Annotated in this window: 20 protein-coding genes; 11 read left to right on the top strand and 9 right to left on the bottom strand. The window is 70.1% G+C overall.

The features are described from left to right. Positions 1-74: 74 nt before the first annotated feature. Positions 75-941 (top strand): hypothetical protein, encoded by an 867-nt coding sequence (locus AC067M_RS25355; RefSeq protein ID WP_478699316.1) that lies wholly within the window; start codon positions 75-77, stop codon positions 939-941. Positions 942-1,168: 227 nt separating this feature from the next. On the opposite strand, the gene AC067M_RS25350 is transcribed toward AC067M_RS25355, so the two are convergent. Beyond that, positions 1,169-2,140: a pirin family protein gene (locus AC067M_RS25350; RefSeq protein WP_478699315.1), complete on the bottom strand. Its 972-nt coding sequence runs from the start codon at positions 2,138-2,140 to the stop codon at positions 1,169-1,171. A gap of 126 nt (positions 2,141-2,266) precedes the next feature. Continuing rightward, positions 2,267-2,740: an SseB family protein gene (locus AC067M_RS25345; protein ID WP_133928138.1), complete on the bottom strand. Its 474-nt coding sequence runs from the start codon at positions 2,738-2,740 to the stop codon at positions 2,267-2,269. Positions 2,741-3,003: 263 nt separating this feature from the next. Here AC067M_RS25345 and AC067M_RS25340 point away from each other — a divergent pair, with 263 nt between their 5' ends. The 5 genes from AC067M_RS25340 to AC067M_RS25320 all read left to right on the top strand — a co-directional run bounded on the left by AC067M_RS25340 (position 3,004) and on the right by AC067M_RS25320 (position 9,658). Beyond that, positions 3,004-4,830 (top strand): acyl-CoA dehydrogenase, encoded by a 1,827-nt coding sequence (locus tag AC067M_RS25340; RefSeq protein WP_478699474.1) that lies wholly within the window; start codon positions 3,004-3,006, stop codon positions 4,828-4,830. 88 nt (positions 4,831-4,918) lie between these two features. Further along, positions 4,919-6,241: a M18 family aminopeptidase gene (locus AC067M_RS25335; RefSeq protein WP_478699314.1), complete on the top strand. Its 1,323-nt coding sequence runs from the start codon at positions 4,919-4,921 to the stop codon at positions 6,239-6,241. Between the two features lie 86 nt (positions 6,242-6,327). Further along, the gene (locus AC067M_RS25330) at positions 6,328-6,585 is read left to right on the top strand and encodes a DUF6458 family protein (protein ID WP_478699313.1); all 258 of its coding nucleotides are present in this window, start codon (positions 6,328-6,330) and stop codon (positions 6,583-6,585) included. A gap of 38 nt (positions 6,586-6,623) precedes the next feature. Further along, on the top strand, positions 6,624-6,965 hold the full coding sequence (locus AC067M_RS25325) for a hypothetical protein (protein ID WP_478699312.1): 342 nt from the start codon (positions 6,624-6,626) through the stop codon (positions 6,963-6,965). A 191-nt stretch (positions 6,966-7,156) separates the two neighbouring features. Continuing rightward, the gene (locus AC067M_RS25320) at positions 7,157-9,658 is read left to right on the top strand and encodes a hypothetical protein (protein WP_478699311.1); all 2,502 of its coding nucleotides are present in this window, start codon (positions 7,157-7,159) and stop codon (positions 9,656-9,658) included. An 18-nt stretch (positions 9,659-9,676) separates the two neighbouring features. On the opposite strand, the gene AC067M_RS25315 is transcribed toward AC067M_RS25320, so the two are convergent. Together AC067M_RS25315 and AC067M_RS25310 are read right to left on the bottom strand one after the other, a co-directional pair. Further along, positions 9,677-11,521 (bottom strand): thioredoxin-like domain-containing protein, encoded by a 1,845-nt coding sequence (locus tag AC067M_RS25315; RefSeq protein WP_478699310.1) that lies wholly within the window; start codon positions 11,519-11,521, stop codon positions 9,677-9,679. Between the two features lie 29 nt (positions 11,522-11,550). Beyond that, positions 11,551-11,952 carry a cupin domain-containing protein gene (locus tag AC067M_RS25310; protein ID WP_478699309.1) on the bottom strand — a complete coding sequence of 134 codons (402 nt, stop codon included), beginning with the start codon at positions 11,950-11,952 and terminating at the stop codon, positions 11,551-11,553. Positions 11,953-12,004: 52 nt separating this feature from the next. Here AC067M_RS25310 and AC067M_RS25305 point away from each other — a divergent pair, with 52 nt between their 5' ends. Then, on the top strand, positions 12,005-13,006 hold the full coding sequence (locus tag AC067M_RS25305; RefSeq protein ID WP_478699308.1) for a GlxA family transcriptional regulator: 1,002 nt from the start codon (positions 12,005-12,007) through the stop codon (positions 13,004-13,006). Continuing rightward, positions 13,003-13,497, top strand: a complete 495-nt coding sequence (locus tag AC067M_RS25300; RefSeq protein WP_478699307.1) for an LURP-one-related/scramblase family protein — start codon at positions 13,003-13,005, stop codon at positions 13,495-13,497. Before AC067M_RS25305 ends, AC067M_RS25300 begins: the two co-directional genes overlap by 4 nt. Positions 13,498-13,614: 117 nt before the next feature. Here the strand turns inward: AC067M_RS25300 and AC067M_RS25295 are convergent, their stop codons facing one another. Further along, a complete protein-coding gene (locus AC067M_RS25295) occupies positions 13,615-14,433 on the bottom strand; it encodes a carbon-nitrogen family hydrolase (protein WP_478699306.1) in 819 nt (272 codons plus the stop codon). Positions 14,434-14,614: 181 nt separating this feature from the next. Here AC067M_RS25295 and AC067M_RS25290 point away from each other — a divergent pair, with 181 nt between their 5' ends. Continuing rightward, the gene (locus AC067M_RS25290; RefSeq protein ID WP_478699305.1) at positions 14,615-15,439 is read left to right on the top strand and encodes a maleylpyruvate isomerase family mycothiol-dependent enzyme; all 825 of its coding nucleotides are present in this window, start codon (positions 14,615-14,617) and stop codon (positions 15,437-15,439) included. 100 nt (positions 15,440-15,539) lie between these two features. Continuing rightward, on the top strand, positions 15,540-16,364 hold the full coding sequence (locus AC067M_RS25285) for an SAM-dependent methyltransferase (protein ID WP_478699473.1): 825 nt from the start codon (positions 15,540-15,542) through the stop codon (positions 16,362-16,364). 10 nt (positions 16,365-16,374) lie between these two features. On the opposite strand, the gene AC067M_RS25280 is transcribed toward AC067M_RS25285, so the two are convergent. Next, positions 16,375-17,691 (bottom strand): MFS transporter, encoded by a 1,317-nt coding sequence (locus tag AC067M_RS25280; RefSeq protein WP_478699304.1) that lies wholly within the window; start codon positions 17,689-17,691, stop codon positions 16,375-16,377. Next, complete coding sequence (locus tag AC067M_RS25275; RefSeq protein WP_478699303.1) at positions 17,688-18,350, bottom strand: GntR family transcriptional regulator; 663 nt, start codon at positions 18,348-18,350, stop codon at positions 17,688-17,690. Before AC067M_RS25275 ends, AC067M_RS25280 begins: the two co-directional genes overlap by 4 nt. Positions 18,351-18,572: 222 nt before the next feature. Between AC067M_RS25275 and AC067M_RS25270 the strand changes: the two genes are divergently transcribed. Continuing rightward, a complete protein-coding gene (locus tag AC067M_RS25270; protein WP_478699302.1) occupies positions 18,573-19,478 on the top strand; it encodes a D-alanyl-D-alanine carboxypeptidase family protein in 906 nt (301 codons plus the stop codon). Between the two features lie 57 nt (positions 19,479-19,535). Here AC067M_RS25270 and AC067M_RS25265 read toward each other — a convergent pair whose 3' ends face one another. Both AC067M_RS25265 and AC067M_RS25260 read right to left on the bottom strand, forming a co-directional pair. Further along, positions 19,536-20,975 (bottom strand): dihydrolipoamide acetyltransferase family protein, encoded by a 1,440-nt coding sequence (locus AC067M_RS25265; RefSeq protein ID WP_478699301.1) that lies wholly within the window; start codon positions 20,973-20,975, stop codon positions 19,536-19,538. A gap of 10 nt (positions 20,976-20,985) precedes the next feature. Continuing rightward, the coding region (locus AC067M_RS25260) for a transketolase C-terminal domain-containing protein (RefSeq protein ID WP_393625197.1) at positions 20,986-21,153 on the bottom strand (168 nt) is incomplete at its 5' end.

Genomic DNA, 21,153 nt, shown 5'->3' with positions numbered 1-21,153 from the left:
GTGACGGCGATCGTCGCCTCCCGAACTGCACGATGTGTGCCCTGGCCGTGTCCCTACGGCAGGCAAGGAGCGACATGGGCAAGTCCGCATCCCGGAAGGACGGGGCCGAGGGGGCCGCGTTCACACCGCACATGATGCGCGAGTACAGCGCCGGTATGGCGGAGTCGGCGAGGATCCAGGCACAGGGGGAGGCTGAAGCGATGACCATCCGGGCGCAGGCCGAGGCCGACGCCCGGCGCACCCGGGCCGTCGCGGACGCCGAGGTCACACGGGTGATGCAGGAGGCGCACGGAAGCTCGCCCTCGTCCAGCCTCTCCGTGGGCGGCCGGGGCTTCAAGCTCGCCTTCAAGGGCCCCACCCTCGCGTTCGTGGCCGCCGCCGTGCTGTCCGTGGGCGGGGTGGTGGCCTACCAGGTGCTGACGCAGTCGAACGGCACACCCGGCGCTGACCGGACAGCCGGCCGGACCGGATCCGCCGCCGCACCGACGCCCTCCGTCACGCCCTCCCCGTCGGGCGTCCTCGGCGCTCCGGCGTCCGGCGGCGCCACGGCCGACGTCACGGGAGCGGCCGCCGCGGTCCGCGAGCAACGCAAAGTGGTCCTGCGTTCCGGCACGAGCCTGGACGTGGACTTCACCAACGCCCAGCCCGACATCTCCTTCTACCTGCTGTCGAACGCCGACGGCTACACCATCGCGGGAGACCACGGTGACCTCGCCACCGTCAGTGGCGAGGCGACCGCCGAGAGCTGTTCCGCGGCCACCGAATTCGGTTTCGCCATCAAGGCGAAGACCATCCGCCGGGGGCTCACCGCGTGCGTACTCACCGACGAGAACCGCGTCGCGGCGATCCGGGTCCTCGGATGGCAGAAGGACGACGAGTACGGCCTGTCCTCCGTCACCCTGGACGTGACCACATGGGAGAAGACGGAGGAAGCGGCCTGACCCATTGGGTCACTTCCTGGCCCGGCTGCAGGGCATGGCACTCAGGCTGCGGACCCGACGCGGACACCAGCGCGAAGGTCGCCTTCACTCGCTGTTCCTCCGCGCACTTGTTGGTGATCGAGACTCCCATGTGGCTGACCACCTCGCGCCTTCACCACCGTACTGACACAGCTCGGCACGGAATCCGCCGCAGCCGCCGATGCCTGAGGAAGGGCCGCAGCCAAGGCCTACAGTCCGCCCTCGGACATCCCGTGCACCGCCGGGATCGTCCCGAGCCGGCCCTTCTGGAAGTCCTCGAAGGCCTGCTGGAGTTCCTCGCGGGTATTCATCACGAACGGGCCGTAGTGCGCCATGGGCTCACGGATGGGCTGTCCGCCGAGGAGGACGATCTCCAGGTCCGGGGTGTGGGAGTCCTGCTTCTCGTCCGCGCGGACCGTCAGCGACCCACCGGCACCGAACACCGCCGTCTGCCCCATGTGCACGGGCCGCCGCTCCTGGCCGACCGCGCCGCGTCCCGCCAGGACGTAGGCGAGGCCGTTGAAGTCCTCGCGCCACGGCAGGGTGATCTCGGCGCCCGGTGCGAGCGTCGCGTGGATCATCGTGATCGGGGTGTGGGTGATGCCGGGGCCCTGGTGGCCGTCCAGCTCACCGGCGATGACACGCATCAGCGCGCCGCCGTCGGGGGAGGTGAGCAGCTGGACCTGGCCGCCGCGGATGTCCTGGTAGCGGGGAGCCATCATCTTGTCCCTGGCCGGGAGGTTCACCCACAGCTGCAGGCCGTGGAAGAGACCGCCGGACATGACGAGGGACTCCGGCGGCGCCTCGATGTGGAGGAGGCCGGAGCCGGCCGTCATCCACTGGGTGTCACCGTTGGTGATGGTGCCCCCACCGCCGTTGGAGTCCTGGTGGTCGAAGATGCCGTCGACGATGTAGGTGACGGTCTCGAAGCCGCGGTGGGGGTGCCAGGGGGTGCCCTTCGGCTCGCCCGGCGCGTACTCCACCTCGCCCATCTGATCCATCATGATGAACGGGTCGAGGTGACGGTAGTTGATCCCGGCGAACGCACGGCGCACCGGGAAGCCCTCGCCCTCGAAACCGCTCGGCGCGGTCGTGACGGTGAGCACGGGACGTGCCACGGCGTCGGCGTGCGCGGTCACGCGCGGCAACGTCAGCGGGTTCTCGACGGTCACTGCAGGCATGTCGGTACCTCCTTGTGCGGCCAGTTTAGTTGAGCGTTGAACTTTCTGCCACCCTTAACAGGGAAAGCCCGGAGGGCATTCCCTCCGGGCTCACGGGTCCCGTCACGCGATCAGCGACCACCCGCTCTAGCCGTACATGCGGCGCATCGCGAACTCGACCATCTGCTCGACCGCCTTCGCGTCGAAGACCATGCGGTGCTCGCCCTCCATGTCGAGGACGAAGCCGTACCCGGTCGGGAGCAGGTCGATCACCTCCGCGCCGGTGATCACGAAGTACTTGGACTCCTTGCCCGCGTACCGGCGCAGCTCCTTGAGGGAGGTGAACATCGGGATCACCGGCTGCTGGGTGTTGTGCAGGGCGAGGAATCCCGGGTTGTCGCCGCGCGGGCAGTAGACCTTCGACGTCGCGAAGACCTGCTGGAAGTCCTCGGCCGTCACCTGCCCGGTCGTGAAGGCCCGCACCGCGTCCGCGAGCGAGGGCGGGGACGGCTCGGGGTAGAGCGGCGGCTGCTGGCCGTACCCTCCCACGCCGCCGGACATGGGCTGCTGCGGCGGGGCGTACCCCTGCTGTGCGCCGACGTTCTGGTCGTAGCCGTACATGAGCGCAAGCGTACCGAGAGGACCCGTCCGCCCGGGACGGTACGGCGGCGGCACCTCTCACCGGGGGCTCTTCGTCCGCTCCGGGATGATCCGGCCGCTCGCCGGCGCGAGCGACGCTCACCGTCCCGGTGTGACCTGTCACAGATGACCGGTTCGGGGTTGCTTCTTATTACCGACGGGTAGCATCATCGTAGCCACTTGTTTGGTACGTGAACATGAGCGAGGAGTCAGTGCCTCGCCGATCTCTCTACGGAGCCGTCGCCATGGGGCACTACAAGTCGAATCTCCGCGACATCGAGTTCAACCTCTTCGAAGTACTCGGACGCGACAAGCTGTACGGCACGGGTCCGTTCGAGGAGATGGACGTCGAGACCGCGAAGAGCATCCTCGAGGAGCTGACCCGCCTCTCGGAGAACGAGCTGGCGGAGTCCTTCGCCGACGCCGACCGCAACCCGCCGGTCTTCGACCCGGAGACCAACACCGCGCCGGTCCCCGCTTCCTTCCGGAAGAGCTACCAGGCCTACATGGACTCCGAGTACTGGCGCCTGGGCCTGCCCGAGGAGATCGGTGGCACCACCGCGCCCCCGTCGCTGCTCTGGGCCAACGCGGAGCTCGTGCTCGGCGCGAACCCGGCCGCCTTCATGTACTCCTCCGGTCCCGCGTTCGCCGGCATCCTCTTCGACGAGGGCAACGACGTCCAGAAGAAGATCGCGGAAATCGCCGTCGAGAAGCAGTGGGGCTCCACGATGGTGCTCACCGAGCCGGACGCCGGCTCGGACGTGGGCGCCGGCCGCACCAAGGCCGTGGAGCAGGAGGACGGCACCTGGCACATCGAGGGCGTGAAGCGGTTCATCACGTCCGGTGAGCACGACATGTCGGAGAACATCCTCCACTACGTGCTGGCCCGCCCCGAGGGCGCCGGACCGGGCACCAAGGGCCTGTCCCTCTTCCTCGTACCGAAGTTCCTCTTCGACTTCGAGACCGGCGAGCTGGGCGAGCGCAACGGCGTCTACGCCACGAACGTCGAGCACAAGATGGGCCTGAAGGCCTCCAACACCTGCGAGATGACCTTCGGCGACCGCCACCCCGCCAAGGGCTGGCTGATCGGCGACAAGCACGACGGCATCCGCCAGATGTTCCGCATCATCGAGTTCGCCCGCATGATGGTCGGCACGAAGGCGATCTCGACCCTGTCGACCGGCTACCTCAACGCGCTGGAGTACGCCAAGGAGCGCGTCCAGGGCCCTGACCTGGCCAACTTCATGGACAAGTCCGCGCCGAAGGTCACCATCACGCACCACCCGGACGTCCGCCGCTCGCTGATCACGCAGAAGGCGTACGCCGAGGGCATGCGCGCGCTGGTCCTCTACACGGCGTCGGTGCAGGACTCGATCGCCGTCAAGGAGGCCGCGGGCGAGGACGCTTCCACCGAGCACGCGCTGAACGACCTGCTCCTGCCGATCGTCAAGGGCTACGGCTCCGAGAAGGGCTACGAGCAGCTCGCCCAGTCGCTGCAGACCTTCGGCGGCTCCGGCTTCCTGCAGGAGTACCCGATCGAGCAGTACATCCGCGACGCCAAGATCGACACCCTGTACGAGGGCACCACCGCGATCCAGGGCCAGGACTACTTCTTCCGGAAGATCGTCCGCAACCAGGGCGCCGCGCTGAACTCCCTCGCCGAGGACATCAAGAAGTTCCTGGCGCTCGGCACGGGTGGCGCGGAGCTGGAGGGCGCCCGCGAGCACCTCGCGAAGGCCGCCGTCGAGCTGGAGGCGATCGTCGGCCTGATGCTGACCGACCTCGCGGCCACCGAGCAGGACGTCAAGAACATCTACAAGGTCGGCCTCAACACCAGCCGCCTGCTGCTCGCCTCCGGTGACGTGGTCGTCGGCTACCTGCTGCTCAAGGGCGCGGCGGTCGCGGCCGAGAAGCTGGAGACGGCGTCGGCGAAGGACAAGTCCTTCTACACCGGCAAGATCGCGGCGGCGAAGTTCTTCGCGGCCAACGTCCTGCCCGGCGTGACCCTGGCCCGCAAGGTGGCCGAGGGCGTCGACCTGGACCTCATGGAGCTCGACGAGGCCGCGTTCTAGGCTTCGGACACTCCCTCCACACTGTCCTGACGAGGGCCCGCTTCCAGTGATGGGGAGCGGGCCCTCGTACGTCGTTAAGGTGAACCCCATGAGCGCACCCTCCCGCTTCGACCGCGGCCACACCGACGATCTCATGACCTTCCTGGCGGCAAGCCCGTCGCCGTACCACGCCGTGGCAAACGCCGCGGAACGGCTGGAGAAGGCAGGATTCCGGCAGGTCGCCGAGACGGACGCCTGGGACGCGGAGACATCCGGCGCTTCCGCCACCGGGACCGGCGGCAAGTACGTGCTGCGCGGAGGCGCGATCATCGCGTGGTACGTCCCCGAGGGCGCCGCCCCGCACACGCCGTTCCGCATCATCGGCGCGCACACCGACTCCCCCAACCTGCGCGTCAAGCCGCTGCCGGACAGCGGGGCGCACGGCTGGCGCCAGGTGGCGGTGGAGATCTACGGCGGACCGCTGCTGAACTCGTGGCTCGACCGGGACCTGGGCCTGGCCGGGCGGCTGACGCTGCGCGACGGCTCGACCCGTCTGGTCAACGTGGACCGGCCGCTGCTGCGCGTGCCCCAGCTTGCCGTGCACCTCGACCGGTCGGTCAACACCGAGGGCCTCAAGCTCGACAAGCAGCGCCACCTCCAGCCGGTCTGGGGCCTGGGCAACGACGTGCGGGACGGCGACCTGATCGCCTTCCTGGAGGAGACCGCCGGGATCCCGGCGGGCGAGGTCACCGGCTGGGACCTGATGACGCACTCGGTGGAGCCGCCCGCCTATCTGGGCCGCGACAAGGAGCTGCTCGCCGGGCCGCGCATGGACAACCTGCTCTCGGTGCACGCGGCCGTCGCCGCGCTGACCTCGGTCGCCACCAGCGGTGAGGCCCTCACCCACATCCCCGTCCTCGCCGCCTTCGACCACGAGGAGAACGGCTCCCAGTCGGACACGGGCGCGGACGGGCCGCTGCTGGGCAGTGTGCTGGAGCGTTCGGTGTTCGCGCGCGGAGGGTCGTACGAGGACCGGGCACGCGCCTTCGCGGGCACCGTCTGTCTGTCCTCGGACACGGGCCACGCGGTCCACCCCAACTACGCCGAGCGGCACGACCCCACGCACCACCCGCGGGTCAACGGTGGGCCGATCCTGAAGGTGAACGTCAACAACCGCTACGCCACGGACGGTTCGGGCCGAGCGCTCTTCGCGGACGCCTGCGACCGGGCCGGGGTGCCCTTCCAGTCGTTCGTCTCGAACAACTCCATGCCGTGCGGCACGACCATCGGCCCGATCACCGCGGCCCGGCACGGCATCAAGACGGTCGACATCGGCGTGGCGATCCTGTCGATGCACAGCGTGCGTGAACTGTGCGGCGCCGACGACCCGTTCCTGCTCGCGAACGCGCTGACGGCGTTCATGGAGGTGTGACGGACCCGCCGTCGCATGGGAGTTCGCCTCGGGGGTACCCGCACTTACGGACCGGAACGACCGGACCGGACAGGGAGGCGACACTCATGGGCCTCGGCGGGTGCATCATCCTCATCGCCGTGGGAGCCATCCTCACGTTCGCGACCGACTGGGACATGCAGGGGGTCAACCTCGACCTGGTCGGCGTCATCTTCATGATCGTCGGATTGATCGGCGTCACGACGTTCAGCAGCATCGCCCGGCGCAGGCGCGTCGTGATGCCGCCGTCGACGCCTGTCATCGACGAGGACGGGCACCACCACCACTATCGGCGGGACGGGTACAGCGACGGTTATGGAGTTTGAGCGTCGCACTTGTTTCTAACTCAGTAATTTACTGAGTTATGGACTTCACCGTTATCGCCCATGCCGTCGAGGTGGACCACGGCATCAAGCGGCTCTCCATGCGGTTCATCAAGAAGTACGCCGCACCGGAACGCTCCCGGCTCAGCGCCGAGCTGTGCGAGCAGATCTCGAAGGCGTTCGACGACCTGGGGCTCATTACGCTGCCGCGACGGCTGCCGACCTCGGAGAACGAGTTCGTGTTCGTGATCGAGAAGTCCAGCCCGCTCGGCCAGACCGTGGAAGTCGCGTCAAACCTGGCGACGCTCGACCGGCTGGGGCAGAGCCCCGCACCGCGGCTGTTCGAGAATTTCCCGGGGGCGCGAGCACAGTTGACCCAATGACGGTCAAGTGACAGTCACGTCCGAGCAATTCACATAGAAATGCGATCGGACGATAAGAATCTGACGTTCGGACGAAGTGGCAGCGTTAACGTCATCCACGCCCGTCGCCACCGGCGGCGGGCGTGATCATGTTTCACCGGCTCGGCGAACCCTGTTCACCGGCGCTGCCCTCTGTCCGAAGGACACCACCCATGCCCTTGCACGCCCCCCGCTCCTTCACCGTGCCGTGGGGTTCCGACTCCGTGCTCGTGTCCCATGTCGAGCCCACCCTGCCGGACACCTCCCGGGACGCGGACCTGGCGAAAGTCGTCGACGCGGGCAAGGCCAACCCGGTGACCCTGCTCCCCGAGACCGCCTGGCAGGCCGTCGCCCGGGCCACGACCGGCCTCGAGGGGGTCGCCGTACAGCTCCGCCCCACCACTGCGGACCCCGCCGGGCTGCTGATGGTGGAGAACGTCGACGGAGCGACCCTGCGCTCGGTCGTCACCCGGGTCCACCTGAGCGAGCTGCTGCCCGGCATCCAGCCGCGCACCGGCATGGAGGTGATGGAGATCCCCGACCCCCAGGTCCAGGGGATCACGGACGACGGCCGCCCCTGCGCGATCGTCCGGTACCGGTACCAGGACCTCGCCCACCTCCGCGACCACGTGTGGCAGACCATCCACGGCACCCTGTCGCTCAACAGCTACGCGCCCTCCGTCCTCGCCCGCAAGGTCACCCGCAACCTGATCACCCACCCCGTCGAGATCTCCTTCGAGGACGGCACCGAGTCCTTCCACACGCTGGTGGTACGGGACGGCATCACCCGGCTGGCGAGCGCCTGGTCCGTGCTCGCCGGACCCGACGCCGACGCGGCGGAGACCGCGCAGCTCACGGTGGACTCGCTCTTCGGGAAGAAGAGCGCGGCTTCGTCCGCCGTGGGCATGGCTGTGTCCGGAGGGGGCGGGGCTGCGTCCGGAGGGGGTGGGGCTTCCTCCGCGCCGGGTGCGGCTTCGTCCGGGGCGGGCGGTGCCTCGTCCGGGGCGGGCGGTGGGCCTCTCGGTGAGCGGCTGGCCGTCGGCCGGGAGAAGTGGCGGCGGAAGCTGAAGGAGGAGTTCACGCGGGAGATCGCAGCGGAGGAGCCGGGGCCGCGCGCGGCCCAGATCGCCCAGACGTACGTCGTCCCGGCCCAGATCGCCGTCGGGGCCGAAGGGCATCCGGGGCACCTGCTGGCCGCCGAGGACATCTTCGACGACGCGATCCGCTCCGTACTGGCCTCGGTGCACGTCGAGTTCAAGCAGTGGGACACGGCCGCCCAGAACGTCGAGGTCGCCACCCGCGCCCTCAAGCGCGTGATCCAGCTGGGCGACTCGCTGGTACCGAAGGACGATCTCCAGGTCATCCACGGCCTGGCCGTGGGCCGGATCCCGGTCGAGGAACTCCCCCAGGTCTTCGCCCAGGAGACGCCCCCGCCCGGCACCGCCCTGTGGCGCGCCGTCTACCTGGTGCACGCCCTGACCCGGCCGGAGCTCCTGGAACCCTTGAAGGACCAGGCCAAGGCCATCAAGGGTGGCAAGCGCATGGGCCTCAAGGGGTTCGCGGAACTTCTCGGCCCGCTGATCGACCTCCCCTGGCGCTCGTACAAGAAGCACGTCACGACCCAGGCGCGCAACGCCTGGAACAACGGAGGTGTCCTCACCTCCGACGTCATCCAGGAGTGGGAGCCCCGCCCCACCGAAGACTTCACGTCCCTGGTGAAACCGGCGCTGGAGGGCGACATCGACGCCCGCTGCACGCTGGCCGTGGCGGGCGGAGTGGCCCTGATCGCCGACAAACTGCTCACCCGGAACGTCGGATCGGCCCTCATGGCCGCCAAGGAGAAGGGCGGCGTCCCCTTCCGCGCCGATGTCAACCAGGTCATCGAGGACCTGTCCCAGCAGCACAACGAGCGGGGCCTGTGGATCCTCGCCCTCGCCGCCGAACGGTTCCGCAGCGACGCGCTGCCGGAGAACGCGGTGACGATGCGCCAGCTCATCCACAAGCAGAAGTCGGGGGACGAGTCGGACACCCCGTACGTCCACTTCAGGCTCGACCTCGACAGCCCCGACAAGATCGAGCGGGACGGCAACGGCATGCCCGTGATGCTGCATCAGTGGGACGTGGTCTGGGCGTCGAACCCGGAGCGTGCGCGTAAGGCGCATCCGCCGAAGACACGGCTTGTGCCCTCACCGGTGAGTACGGGGGACGGAGCGGCGGCATTCCCGGTGGCCGGTGGGACGGGGGTTGGTGGGGCGGCGTCGGGGCCCGAGGGGTCCGGGGTCGAGGGGCCTGGAGTCGAGGGGACGGGGGCCAACGGATCAGGGGCGGACGGGTCCGGGACGGACGGGTCCGGGGCCGACGGGTCGTACGAGTCCGGGGCCGGGCACGTGCTCCCCGCGCAGCACACGCCCCGGCCCGCCAGTCAGCGTGCTGTCGAGCACCGGCAGGTGTTGCGCGAGAGCGTGACGACGGCCAGGGACGCCCTGGACTGCCTCCAGCTCCTGGAGCCGGAGGTCGGCGGCCACACCCCCATCGTCCCGCTGCCCGTCCTCGATGAGCTGCACAAGCTGCTGATCGGCCTTCAGACGGACGTCGAGAACCTGCGCCGAAGGGTCAGTCGGGACGACGATCCGGCTCCGGAGGACGAGGAGGCGCAGGAGGAAGTGGGGGTGTGAGCCGCCCGGCCGGCCGGGTCAGCCCTCGTCCATCCCCGCGAGCACCAGCGGCAGCCGGTCCGCCCCGCCCTCGACGACCCGCACCGGAACTCCCCAGTCCTGCTGGTGCACATGGCACGCGGGGTACTCGTTGGCACCCGCGGCGGAGCCGCTGTCGGATGCAGTGTCGTCGCAGGAGGCCGCCATCGCGGAGACATGCAGGACGCCTTCCGTGAGCGCCGGGTTCAGCTCCAGCGTGCGGGAAAGGTCGGTGTCCGCGCCCTCACCGGCGAGCAGCAGCTCGGGCGGGGTGGAGGAGACCAGGAGGCGGGTGGAGGGGCCGTACCGGGTGTCGAGCTTCTGGCCCGCGGGGGCCTGGAAGATCACGTCGAGCCGGAGCTTGCCCGGGCCCACCTCGGTGGCCGCGCGCTGTGTGCGGTGGGCGACGGCCTCCACCCGTACCGCCTCCTCCGGCAGCCGCAGCCGGGTCAGGCGGTGCCGGGCCGACTCGACGACCACGATGTCCTCGCCCACGAGGACGGCGTCGCTGGGCTCCCGCAGGTCCGTGGCGAGTGTGGTCACCTCGCCGGTCGCCGGGTCGTAGCGGCGCAGGGCGTGGTTGTAGGTGTCGGCGACGGCGACCGAGCCGTCGGGCAGGGCGGTGACACCCAGGGGGTGCTGGAGCAGCGCCTCTCCGGCGGGCCCGTCGCGGTGCCCGAAGTCGAAGAGGCCGGTGCCGACGGCCGTGTGGACGGTGCCGTCGAGGTCCACCCAGCGCAGGGCGCTGGTCTCGGAATCGGCGAGCCACAGCCGCTCCGGGGTGGCGGCCAGCCCGGACGGCTGGGCGAACCAGGCTTCTGCGCCCGACCCGTCGACGAGCCCCTCGTTGGTGGTGCCGGCGGTGACGTGGACCGTTCCGTCGGCCGGGTCGTACGCCCACAGCTGGTGCACGCCGGCCATCGCGATCCAGACCCGGCCGCCGAACACGGCCACGTCCCACGGCGAGGAGAGGTCGATCTCGCGGGCAGGGCCCGAGGTCGGGGAGCCCTGCCACCACTGCCGTCCCGTGCCCGCGAGGGTGGTGACCTCACCGGTGGCGAGGTCCAGGCGGCGCAGGGCGTGGTTGACGGTGTCGGCGACGACCACCAAGCCGTCGGGCAGGAGGGCGAGGCCCTGCGGTTCGTTGAAGGACGCGCTGTCCGCGCCGCCGTCGGCGAACCCGCGCGCGCCGGAGCCGACGCGCCGCACGACGCTCTCGCCGTCCCCGGCCAGCTCCACCAGCTGGTGTCGGGTGGTGTCGCTGACCAGGAAGTTCCCCGACGGCAGCAGGAGGGCCTTGCCGGGGAAACGCAGCACGGTCGGCTCGGGTTCCGGCGCCACGTACGGCCCGTCGCCGCGCCGGAGGGTGCCCTTGGTCTCGTGCTCGGCCTCCAGCTCCGTGACGAGCCGCTCGATGGCGTGCACATGGCCTTCGCCGGCGTGCTGGGCGACGACGTACCCCTCGGGGTCGATCACCACGAGCGTCGGCCACGCGCGCACCGCGTACTGCTTCCAGGTGGCGAGTTCCGGATCGTCGAGCACCGGGTGTTCCACGCCGTAGCGCTCCACCGCGTCCACGACCGCCTGGTGCTCGGCCTCGTGGACGAACTTCGGGGAGTGCACCCCGATGACGACGACCGTGTCCGGGTGCTTCTCCTCCAGCTCGCGCAGCTCGTCGAGGACGTGCAGGCAGTTGATGCAGCAGAACGTCCAGAAGTCCAGGACGACGATGCGCCCTCGCAGGTCGGTGAGGCTGTACTGCTGGTCGCCCGTGTTCAGCCAGCCGCCCTTGCCGATCAGCTCGGGGGCGCGGACACGGACACGACGGGGTGCGGAGTCGGTCATGATCCAAGGGTGCCACCCGGGTACGACACTCAGGTCAGCGCGTGTCCCGTGGTCGCGTCCACGTGCTCGGGCACGGCGTCGTGGCGGTCGCCGACCGTGGAGGTGCCGGACGGTTCGAGTACCAGGATCTCGGTGGGAACGGGGGCGTAGGGCTTGTGCTCGGTGCCGCGGCGAACAGTGAAAACGCTGCCCCGGGGCAGGACGACGGTGCGCTCGCCGCCGGGCTCGCGCAGGCCGATGTGCAGTTCGCCCTCCAGCACCAGGAAGAACTCGTCGGTGTGGTCGTGGACGTGCCAGAGGTGCTCGCCCTCGACCTTCGCCACGCGGACGTCGTAGTCGTTGACGGTGGTGACGATGCGGGGGCTCCACTGCTGGGTGAACGAGGCGAGGGCGGCGGGGAGGGACACGGGTTCACGCGGTTCCTTGGTCATGCCGTCATCCTCAGCCGCACCCGATCACCCGGACGAGTGCTAGAAATCGCACATGCCGCAAGGATCCTCGCACGTCCCGACCCACCCGCACCGTGTCGTCCTCGTCGTCGACGAGAACTCCAACCCGTTCGAGATGAGCTGCGCGATCGAGGTCTTCGGGCTGCCGCGGCCGGAACTCGGGCGTGAGCTGTACGACTTCCGGCTGTGCGCGGACGGGCCCGCCACCCGGATGCGGGACGGATTCTTCACACTCACGGGGGTCGCGGGGCTGGAGGCGGCCGAGGAGGCGGACACGTTGATCGTGCCGAACCGGCCGGACACCGAGGCCCCGCGCTCCCCACGCGTCCTGGACGCGGTGCGTCGGGCACACGCGCGTGGTGCGCGACTCGTCGGTTTCTGCTCCGGCGCCTTCACGATGGCGGAGGCGGGGCTGCTGGACGGGCGGCGGGCGGCCTGCCACTGGATGTGGGCGGAGGCGTTCCGGACGCGGTTCCCGCGCGTGCGCCTGGAACCGGACGTGCTCTTCGTGGACGACGGCGACGTCCTCACGGCGTCGGGCAGTGCGTCGGCGCTGGACCTGGGCCTGCACCTCGTACGCCGGGACCATGGCGCCGAGATCGCGAACGCCGTCTCCCGGCGGCTGGTGTTCGCCGCGCACCGGGACGGCGGCCAGCGGCAGTTCGTGGAGCGCCCGGTGCCTCAGGTGCCGGACGAGTCCCTGGCGCCGCTGCTGGCCTGGGCCCAGGAACGGCTGGGCGAGCCGCTGACGGTCGCGGCGCTGGCCGCGCGCGCGGCGGTGTCGCCGGCCACCCTCCACCGGCGCTTCCGCGCGCAGCTCGGGACGACTCCGCTCGCGTGGCTGACGGGGGAGCGGGTGGCGCTGGCGTGCCGGCTGATCGAGCGGGGCGAGGAACGGCTCGATGTCGTGGCCGCGCGCAGCGGGCTCGGTACGGCGGCGAACCTGCGGGCCCGGCTGCGGCGCGAGACGGGACTCAGCCCATCGGCCTACCGTCGGCGTTTCGGACCGGCCGCGGGGGAAGCGGTAAGCGCATGAGATTCCTCGTACGCGACCGGCTCCTCGGCTTCGGTGACGACTACTGGATCGAGGACCAGCACGGCAACAAGGTGTTCCTCGTCGACGGCAAGGCGATGCGGCTGGGGGACACCTTCGAGCTGAAGGACAGGGACGGGCGCGTCCTCATCGACATCCACCAGAAGATGTTCGCCCTGCGCGACACCATGGTCATCGAGAGGGACGGTGAGCCCCTCGCGAGGATCCGCCGCAAACGCCTGTCCCTGCTCCGCAACCACTACCGCGTCTCCCTCGTCGACGGCACCGAACTCGACGTCAGCGGCAAGATCCTCGACCGCGAGTTCGCCGTCGAGTACGACGACGAACTCCTCGCCGTCATCTCCCGCCGCCTGCTCCACGTACGCGAGACCTACGGCGTCGACGTCGTCCGCGACGACGCGGACCCGGCCCTGCTGATCGCGGTGGCGGTGTGCGTGATCCAGATGGCCGAAAAGGAACGCGAGTCGGACTGAGGCTGCGTCCCACCGCGGGCAGTCACGCCGCTGGGGCGGCTCTCCACCTGCAGAAGGACGGCACACGGTCAGTGTCGGGCGGCGCGAGCGACCCCCCGCCCCAGCGCAACACCGGGTTCAGCGACGAGGAACGTCAACCCCCAGCACCCGGTCCTTCAGCGCCGGGAACTGCTCACGCGTCACGCCCACCTTCGACGGATCGAACTCCACGGACAGGACCTCCTCACCGGACCCGGCCTCCCCCAGCACCTCCCCCCACGGATCGACCACGATCGAGTGACCGGCCTGCGGAACCCCCGCATGTGTCCCGGCCGTTCCACACGCGAGCACGAACGCCTGGTTCTCCACCGCCCGCGCCTGAGCCAGCAGCGTCCAGTGCGCCCGGCGGCGCTCCGGCCAGCCCGCCGGCACGACGAGGGTCTCCGCGCCCGCGTCGACGAGCCCACGGAAGAGTTCAGGGAAACGGAGGTCGTAGCAGGTAGCCACCCCGAGCGTCGTCTCCGGCAGACGCACCGTCACCAGCTCCCGCCCCGCCCCCATCAGCACGGCCTCGCCCTTGTCGAAGCCGAAGCGGTGGATCTTGCGGTAGGCGGCGACCAGATCACCGGAAGGAGAGAAGACCAGCGACGTGTTGTACAAGGGCCCCTCGCCCGCGGCGGAGCCGCTTTCGGATGGAGCGCGCTCCGGAATCGAACCCGCGTGCAGCCACACACCCGCGTCGCTCGCCGCCTTGGCCATCGCCTCGTGCGTGGGCCCGTCCAGCGGCTCGGCCTCCGCGCCGAACCCCTCGTAGGCGAACGCACCGGTCGTCCACAGCTCGGGCAGTACGACGAGGTCGGCCCCGGCCTGCTCCCGTACCAACGCGGCCACTCGCCGCCGCCGGGATTCGACCGATTCACCCTCGTCTACGGCGATCTGGATCAAAGAGGCGCGCACACTACCACCGTCCTGGCATTCGAGTCGTCCACACGGGCCTACGATCGTCACACGAAAGCACTGCCGGGGTGCCTCCAAGCAGCGTAACTTAGCGTTCCAAGACACCCGCGACAGCAGCCACCTCCCACTGGCAACGCCGCCACAATCCACCCGTGTACCGACCGCCGAGGGGTCCCGTTCCGTGAGTCTGCATCCCACTCTCCAGCCCTACGCCGACGCCTGGACCCATTCCATCGAAGCGATATCCGAGCTGGTGCTGCCGCTGGTGGAAGCAGACTGGAACCGCCGCACGCCATGCCCGGGCTGGTCCGTGCGCGACATCGTGTCGCACGTCATCGGGCTGGACAACGAGATGCTCGGGGACCCGCGCCCCATCCACTCGCTCCCGCGCGACCTGTTCCACGTCACCAACGAACACCAGCGCTACATGGAGATGCAGGTCGACGTCCGCCGTCACCACACCGCGCCGGAGATGACGTCCGAGCTGGAGTACACGGTCATCCGCCGCAACCGCCAGCTGCGCAACGAGTCCCGTGACCCCGGTACGAAGGTGCGTGGCCACCTCGGCGCCGAGCTCACCCTCGAAGAGTCGATGCGCAATCACGCGTTCAACGTGTGGGTGCACGAGCAGGACCTGCGCGCGGCCCTCGGTGTCCCCGGCAACCTCGACTCCCCCGGCGCGCACGTCACCCGTGATGTCCTCCTCGACACGCTCCCCTCGATCGTCGCCGACAAGGCCGACGCGCCCCGTAGTTCGGCCATCGTCTTCGACGTGCATGGCCCGATCGAGTTCCTGCGCACGATAAGGGTCGACATCCAGGGCCGCGGCACCCTCGAAACCGCCCCCGCCCTCGGCCCCGCCGCCTCCCTCACCCTGGACTGGGAGACGTACGTCCGTCTGGCCTGCGGCCGCGTGACCCCGGAGGCGGCCGCCGACCGCGTCAAGACCGAGGGCGACCAGGAGTTGGCGGCGGCGATACTGCGCAACCTCACGGTGACGCCGTAGGGCGCGGGTGCTCCAGCGGTCGCCGGGGCGCGCGGAACGCCGGTCGTTTATTCGGTGTCCCATGTCCTCCGCCCCGAACTAGCTTGCGCCCATGACCGACATGGACACCCCGCCCCAGCCCGTCGCCCCGGACACGGCATCGGCCCCGGCATCGCATCCGGCATCCCATACCGACGGCCCGCCCCGACTGACCCGGCTCACCTTCCACGGGCCGTTGTCCGAGGCCCGTGCCACGGAGTTGGTGCGGCGGCTCGCCACGCCCACGACCGGCACGGTCCTCGACCTCGGCTGCGGCTGGGGCGAGCTGATGCTGCGCGTCCTGGAGGCCGTACCGGGGGCGCGCGGGGTCGGCGTGGACCTCAACGGCGACGACCTCGCGCGGGGGCGGCGCAACGCGGCGGCCAGGGGGCTCGGGGAGCGGGTGGAGTTCCTGGAGGAGTCCGCCGCGGCGACACAGCGCGGGCCGGCCGATCTGGTGCTGTGCCTGGGCGCCAGCCACGCCCTGAGCGCGTCCGAGCCTCCCGGACACACCGCCGAGGCGCTGCGCGAGCTGCGTCGACTGGCGGCGGACGGCGGGCGTGTGCTGCTCGCCGAGTGCTTCTGGGAGCGGGAGCCGAGCGCCGCCGAGCTGTCCCGGATGTGGCCGGAGGCGAAGGTCACCGACCAGTACGACCTCGGGACGCTGGTCGACCTCGCTGTGGCGGCCGGGTTCCGGCCCGAGTGGATCGAGACCGCGGGCCTCGACGAGTGGGAGGCGTTCGAGTCGGCGTACCAGGCGGACGTGGAGGTGTGGCTCGCGGAGCACGGCGACCATCCGCTGGCCGCCGAGACCCGCGAGCGTGTCGACCGGCACCGCGCCCAGTGGCTGGGCTACCGCGGCATCCTGGGGCTCGCGTACCTCACGCTCGTCCCGGTCGTCCGCTGAACGGCGGGCGTCACGCCGGTACGTGCACCGTCTCCACCCGGCTCGCGACCAGCCGCTCGCGCTCCCTGCGCGCTGCCCGCCTGCGCAGGCGGAGGATCTGGGTGATGCCCAGTGCCTGCAGGACGAACACGGCGGAGAAGGCGATGGTGTAGTCGTCACCGGTGGCGTCCAGTAGCACCCCGACCGCGAGGAGCGTCGTCATGGAGGCCGTGAAACCACCCATGTTGGTGATGCCGGACGCCGTCCCCTGACGCTCCGGCGGGTTCGCCGGGCGAGCGAAGTCGAAGCCGATCATGGAGGCGGGGCCACAGGAGCCGAGCACCGCGCACAGCACGACGAGCAGCCACATCGGCGCGTGGTCGCCGGGGTAGGCCAGCGTCGCCGCCCACAGCAGCGCGGTCGCGCCGACGGTTCCGAGGGCGAGCGGCAGCCGTGCCGCGTGGTGCCGGGCGATGATCTGGCCGTAGACGAGGCCGATGACCATGTTCGACAGCACGACGAGAGTCAGCAGCTCACCGGCCGTGGCCCGGCTGAGCCCCTGCGCCTCGACCAGGAACGGCAGCCCCCACAGCAGCAGGAACACCATCGCCGGGAACTGGGTCGTGAAGTGCACCCACAGCCCCAGGCGCGTCCCCGGCTCCCGCCAGGACGCCGCGATCTGCCTCCGTACGTACGCGGCGCCCTGGTGCGACATCGGCGCGGGCTCGTGTCCCTCGGGGTGGTCCTTCAGGAAGAGCAGCAGCAGGACGAGGACCACGACACCCGCGACCGCGCTGCCCGCGAACGCCGCCGTCCAGCCGATGCCGTGCAGCAGCCGGGCCAGGACGAGGGTGGAGACCAGGTTGCCCGCCATCCCGGCGAGGCCCGCCATCTGCGCGATCATCGGCCCGCGCCGGGCCGGGAACCAGCGGGTGCCGAGCCTCAGCACGCTGATGAACGTCATCGCGTCACCGCATCCGAGCAGTGCCCGCGAGGCGAGGGCGGTGCCGTACGACGGCGAGAACGCGAAGCCCAGCTGCCCGAGGGTGAACAGCACGACACCGATGCCCAGCACCCGCTTGGTTCCGAGCCGGTCCACCAGCAGACCGACCGGTATCTGCATCCCCGCGTAGACGAGGAGCTGGAGGATCGAGAACGTCGACAGGGCCGAGGCGCCCACATGGAAGCGGTCGACGGCGTCGAGACCGGCGACTCCCAGGGACGTACGGAAGATGACGGCGACGAAGTAGACGGAGACGCCGATGCCCCAGACGGCAACGGCGCGACGGCCGCCCGGCGGATCACCCGGAAGGGTGGAGTTGACCGACGAGCCCGCTCCGGCCCTCATCGGACCTCCCCCCGCGCCAGGTGCGAGAACCAGCCGATGTGCCGGTGGACGATCGCGACGGCCTCCTCCGCGTCCCCCGAGCGCAGTGCCCGCAGGATCTCCTCGTGCTCGACGAGGGTCTTGGCGATCCGGTCCGGGTGGGAGTGCATGATCGCGACGCCCATGCGCAACTGGCGGTCGCGGAGCTGGTCGTAGAGGCGGGAGAGGATCTCGTTGCCGCCGCTGCGGACGATCTCGGCGTGGAAGCAGCGGTCGGTGACCGCGGCCTGGGCCAGGTCACCGGCGGCGGCCTGTTCCTTCTGCCGCGCGAGCAGCTCCTCGAGGCGCTCGATGAGCCCCGGCGGGGCGGGTACGGCCTTGCGCAGGGCGTGTTCCTCGACGAGCAGCCGGGTCTCCACCACGTCCGCGATCTCCTGCGCGGAGACGGGCAGGACCAGGGCGCCCTTCTTCGGGTAGAGCTTGATCAGCCCCTCCACCTCCAGCCGCAGCAGCGCCTCGCGCACCGGAGTGCGCGACACCCCGACGGCCTCGGCGAGCTCGCCCTCGGTGAGGAGGACCCCACCCTCGTAACGGCGGTCCAGGACACCCTGCTTGACGTGGGCATAGACGCGGTCGGCGGCGGGGGGCTGCTTGACGGAGGCGGGCGGAGCGGAGGACATGCCGACAGGATAGATACAACACGTACACATGGGGGCTGTCGTCCACCATGCGGACGACAGCCCGATGTTCGTGGCCCGTTTCACATCCCCGATACCGGGCCCCGTAAGGAAACCGCACAACCTTCTGTGCTACTTACGTGTCACACACGTACGGCCCTTCCTTCTTTCCCCCTTCAACTGGGCCGTCCAATAGGGGCAATTACAGCAATTGGGGTATCTCAGTTGATCACCGGTATCAAGGGCATCCGTATCCGCAGGGCCGCCGCCGTCGCCGTGACCACCGGCGCCGTGCTCGCCACCGGAGCCCTCACCGCGGCGCCCGCGCAGGCCGTTTCCACTCCCACGATCGCCGCCAAGACCGGCTTCGTGATGAACAACGCCAACGGCACCAAGCTGTACGGGAAGGGCGAGAACGACAAGCTCTCCACCGGCTCCACCACGAAGATCATGACCGCGAAGGTCGTGCTCGCACAGCGCAACCTGAACCTCGACGCGAAGGTCACGATCGCCAAGGCCTACAGCGACTACATCGTCGAGAACAACTACGCCTCCAACGCCAAGCTGATCGTGGGCGACAAGGTCACCGTCCGTCAGCTGCTCTACGGGCTGATGCTGCCCTCCGGCTGCGACGCCGCGTACGCGCTGGCCGACAAGTTCGGCACGGGCACCACGCGCGCCGCGCGCGTGAAGTCGTTCATCGGCAAGATGAACACCGAGGCGAGGAGCCTCGGCCTGACGAACACGCACTTCGACTCCTTCGACGGCATCGGTCACGGCGCCAACTACTCGACGGCGAAGGACCTGACGAAGCTCGCCAGCAGTGCGATGAAGAACGCCAACTTCCGCGCGATCGTCAAGACCAAGAAGTACACCGCCAAGACGATCACCAAGACGGGCAGCACCCGCACCATGGCGGCGTGGGAGAACACGAACACGCTGCTCAGCAGCTACAGCGGCGCCATCGGCGTGAAGACCGGCTCCGGCCCCGAGGCCAAGTACTGCCTCGTCTTCGCCGCCACCCGGAACGGCAAGACCGTCATCGGCACGGTCCTCGCCTCCACCGGCATCCCCCAGCGCGCCTCCGACGCGACGAAGCTGATGAACTACGGCTTCGCCAAGCTGAGCTGAGCACGACCGGACACAAGTGAGCCGCGCATCCCCTCGGGGGTGCGCGGCTCTCTCGCGTTACGCCCAGGTGATCAGGCGCTTGGGGTTCTCCAGGATGGCCGCCACGTCGGCGAGGACCTTGGAACCGAGTTCGCCGTCGACCAGACGGTGGTCGAAGGAGAGGGCCAGGGTCGTGACCTGACGGGGCTTGACCTTGCCCTTGTGGACCCACGGCTGGAGCTTGATCGCGCCGACCGCGAGGATCGCCGACTCGCCGGGGTTGAGGATGGGCGTGCCGGTGTCGACGCCGAAGACGCCGACGTTGGTGATGGTCAGCGTGCCGCCCTGCATCGCGGCGGGGGACGTCTTGCCCTCCCTCGCCGTCGAGACCAGCTCACCGAGGGCCTCCGCGAGCTGCGGGAGCGTCTTGGTGTGGGCGTCCTTGATGTTCGGGACGATCAGGCCGCGTGGAGTGGCCGCCGCGATGCCCAGGTTCACGTAGTGCTTGACCACGATCTCCTGGTTGGCCTCGTCCCAGGACGCGTTGATGTCCGGGTGGCGCCTGATCGCGACCAGCAGGGCCTTGGCGACCAGCAGCAGCGGGTTGACCCGCAGCCCCTGCATCTCCTTGTCCTGCTTGAGCTCCTCGACCAGCTTCATCGTGCGGGTCACGTCGACCGTCACGAACTCCGTGACGTGGGGCGCGGTGAAGGCCGAGCCGACCATCGCCGCGGCCGTCGCCTTGCGGACGCCCTTGACCGGGATACGGGTCTCACGGGCCGCGTCGTATGTCGGCACCGGTGCGGGAGGCGCCGAGACGGCCGGGGCCGCCACCGGCTCGGGGGCCGGCGCGGTCGGGGCCGCCGCCGCGTGGACGTCCTCGCGCGTGATGATGCCGTCCGGGCCGGACGGGGTGATCGTCGCCAGGTCGACGCCCAGGTCCTTCGCCAGCTTCCGCACCGGAGGCTTGGCCAGGGGGCGCTCCTTGGCGGGGGCGGCGGGAGCGGTCGTGGCCGCGCCGCCGTGGCCGTTCAGCTCCGTCTGGAGCGCCGTCGACGCCTGCTGGACCGGGACCTCCGGGCCCTTGCGGGGGCGGCGCTTGGTGGAGGAGGCGGCCACGCCGTAGCCGACGAGGACCGGCTGGCGTCCCGAGCCCACACTTGAGCCCGAACCCGCGCTCTCCGGCTTCGGCGCTTCCTTCGGTGCCGGCTTCTCGGCGGCAGCCGCCGGTGCCTGAGCCGGCGCCTGGGGAGCCGCGCCCGCCACGTCCACCGCGATGATCGACGTGCCCACATCCACCGTGGTGCCCTCGGTGAAGTGGAGCGCGCGGACCACGCCGTCGTAGGGGATGGGGAGTTCGACGGCCGCCTTGGCGGTCTCGACCTCGCAGACCACCTGGCCGTCGGTGACCGTGTCGCCGGGCTGGACGTACCACTTGAGGATCTCGGCCTCGGTGAGTCCCTCGCCCACGTCGGGCATCTTGAACTCGCGTACGGACGCTTCTGTCATCGTCGTCACGACCCTCTCCTCAGTACGCCAGCGCGCGGTCGACGGCGTCGAGCACTCTGTCCAGGCCGGGCAGGTACTCCTCTTCCAGGCGCGCGGGCGGGTAGGGGGCGTGGTAGCCGCCGACGCGGAGGACGGGGGCTTCCAGGTGGTAGAAGCAGCGTTCGGTGATGCGGGCGGCGATCTCGGC

This window comes from Streptomyces sp. NPDC043427 (assembly GCF_056436655.1).
The sequence above is the reverse complement of the archived record's forward strand: the minus strand, read 5'-3'. Positions and strand labels throughout refer to the sequence as shown.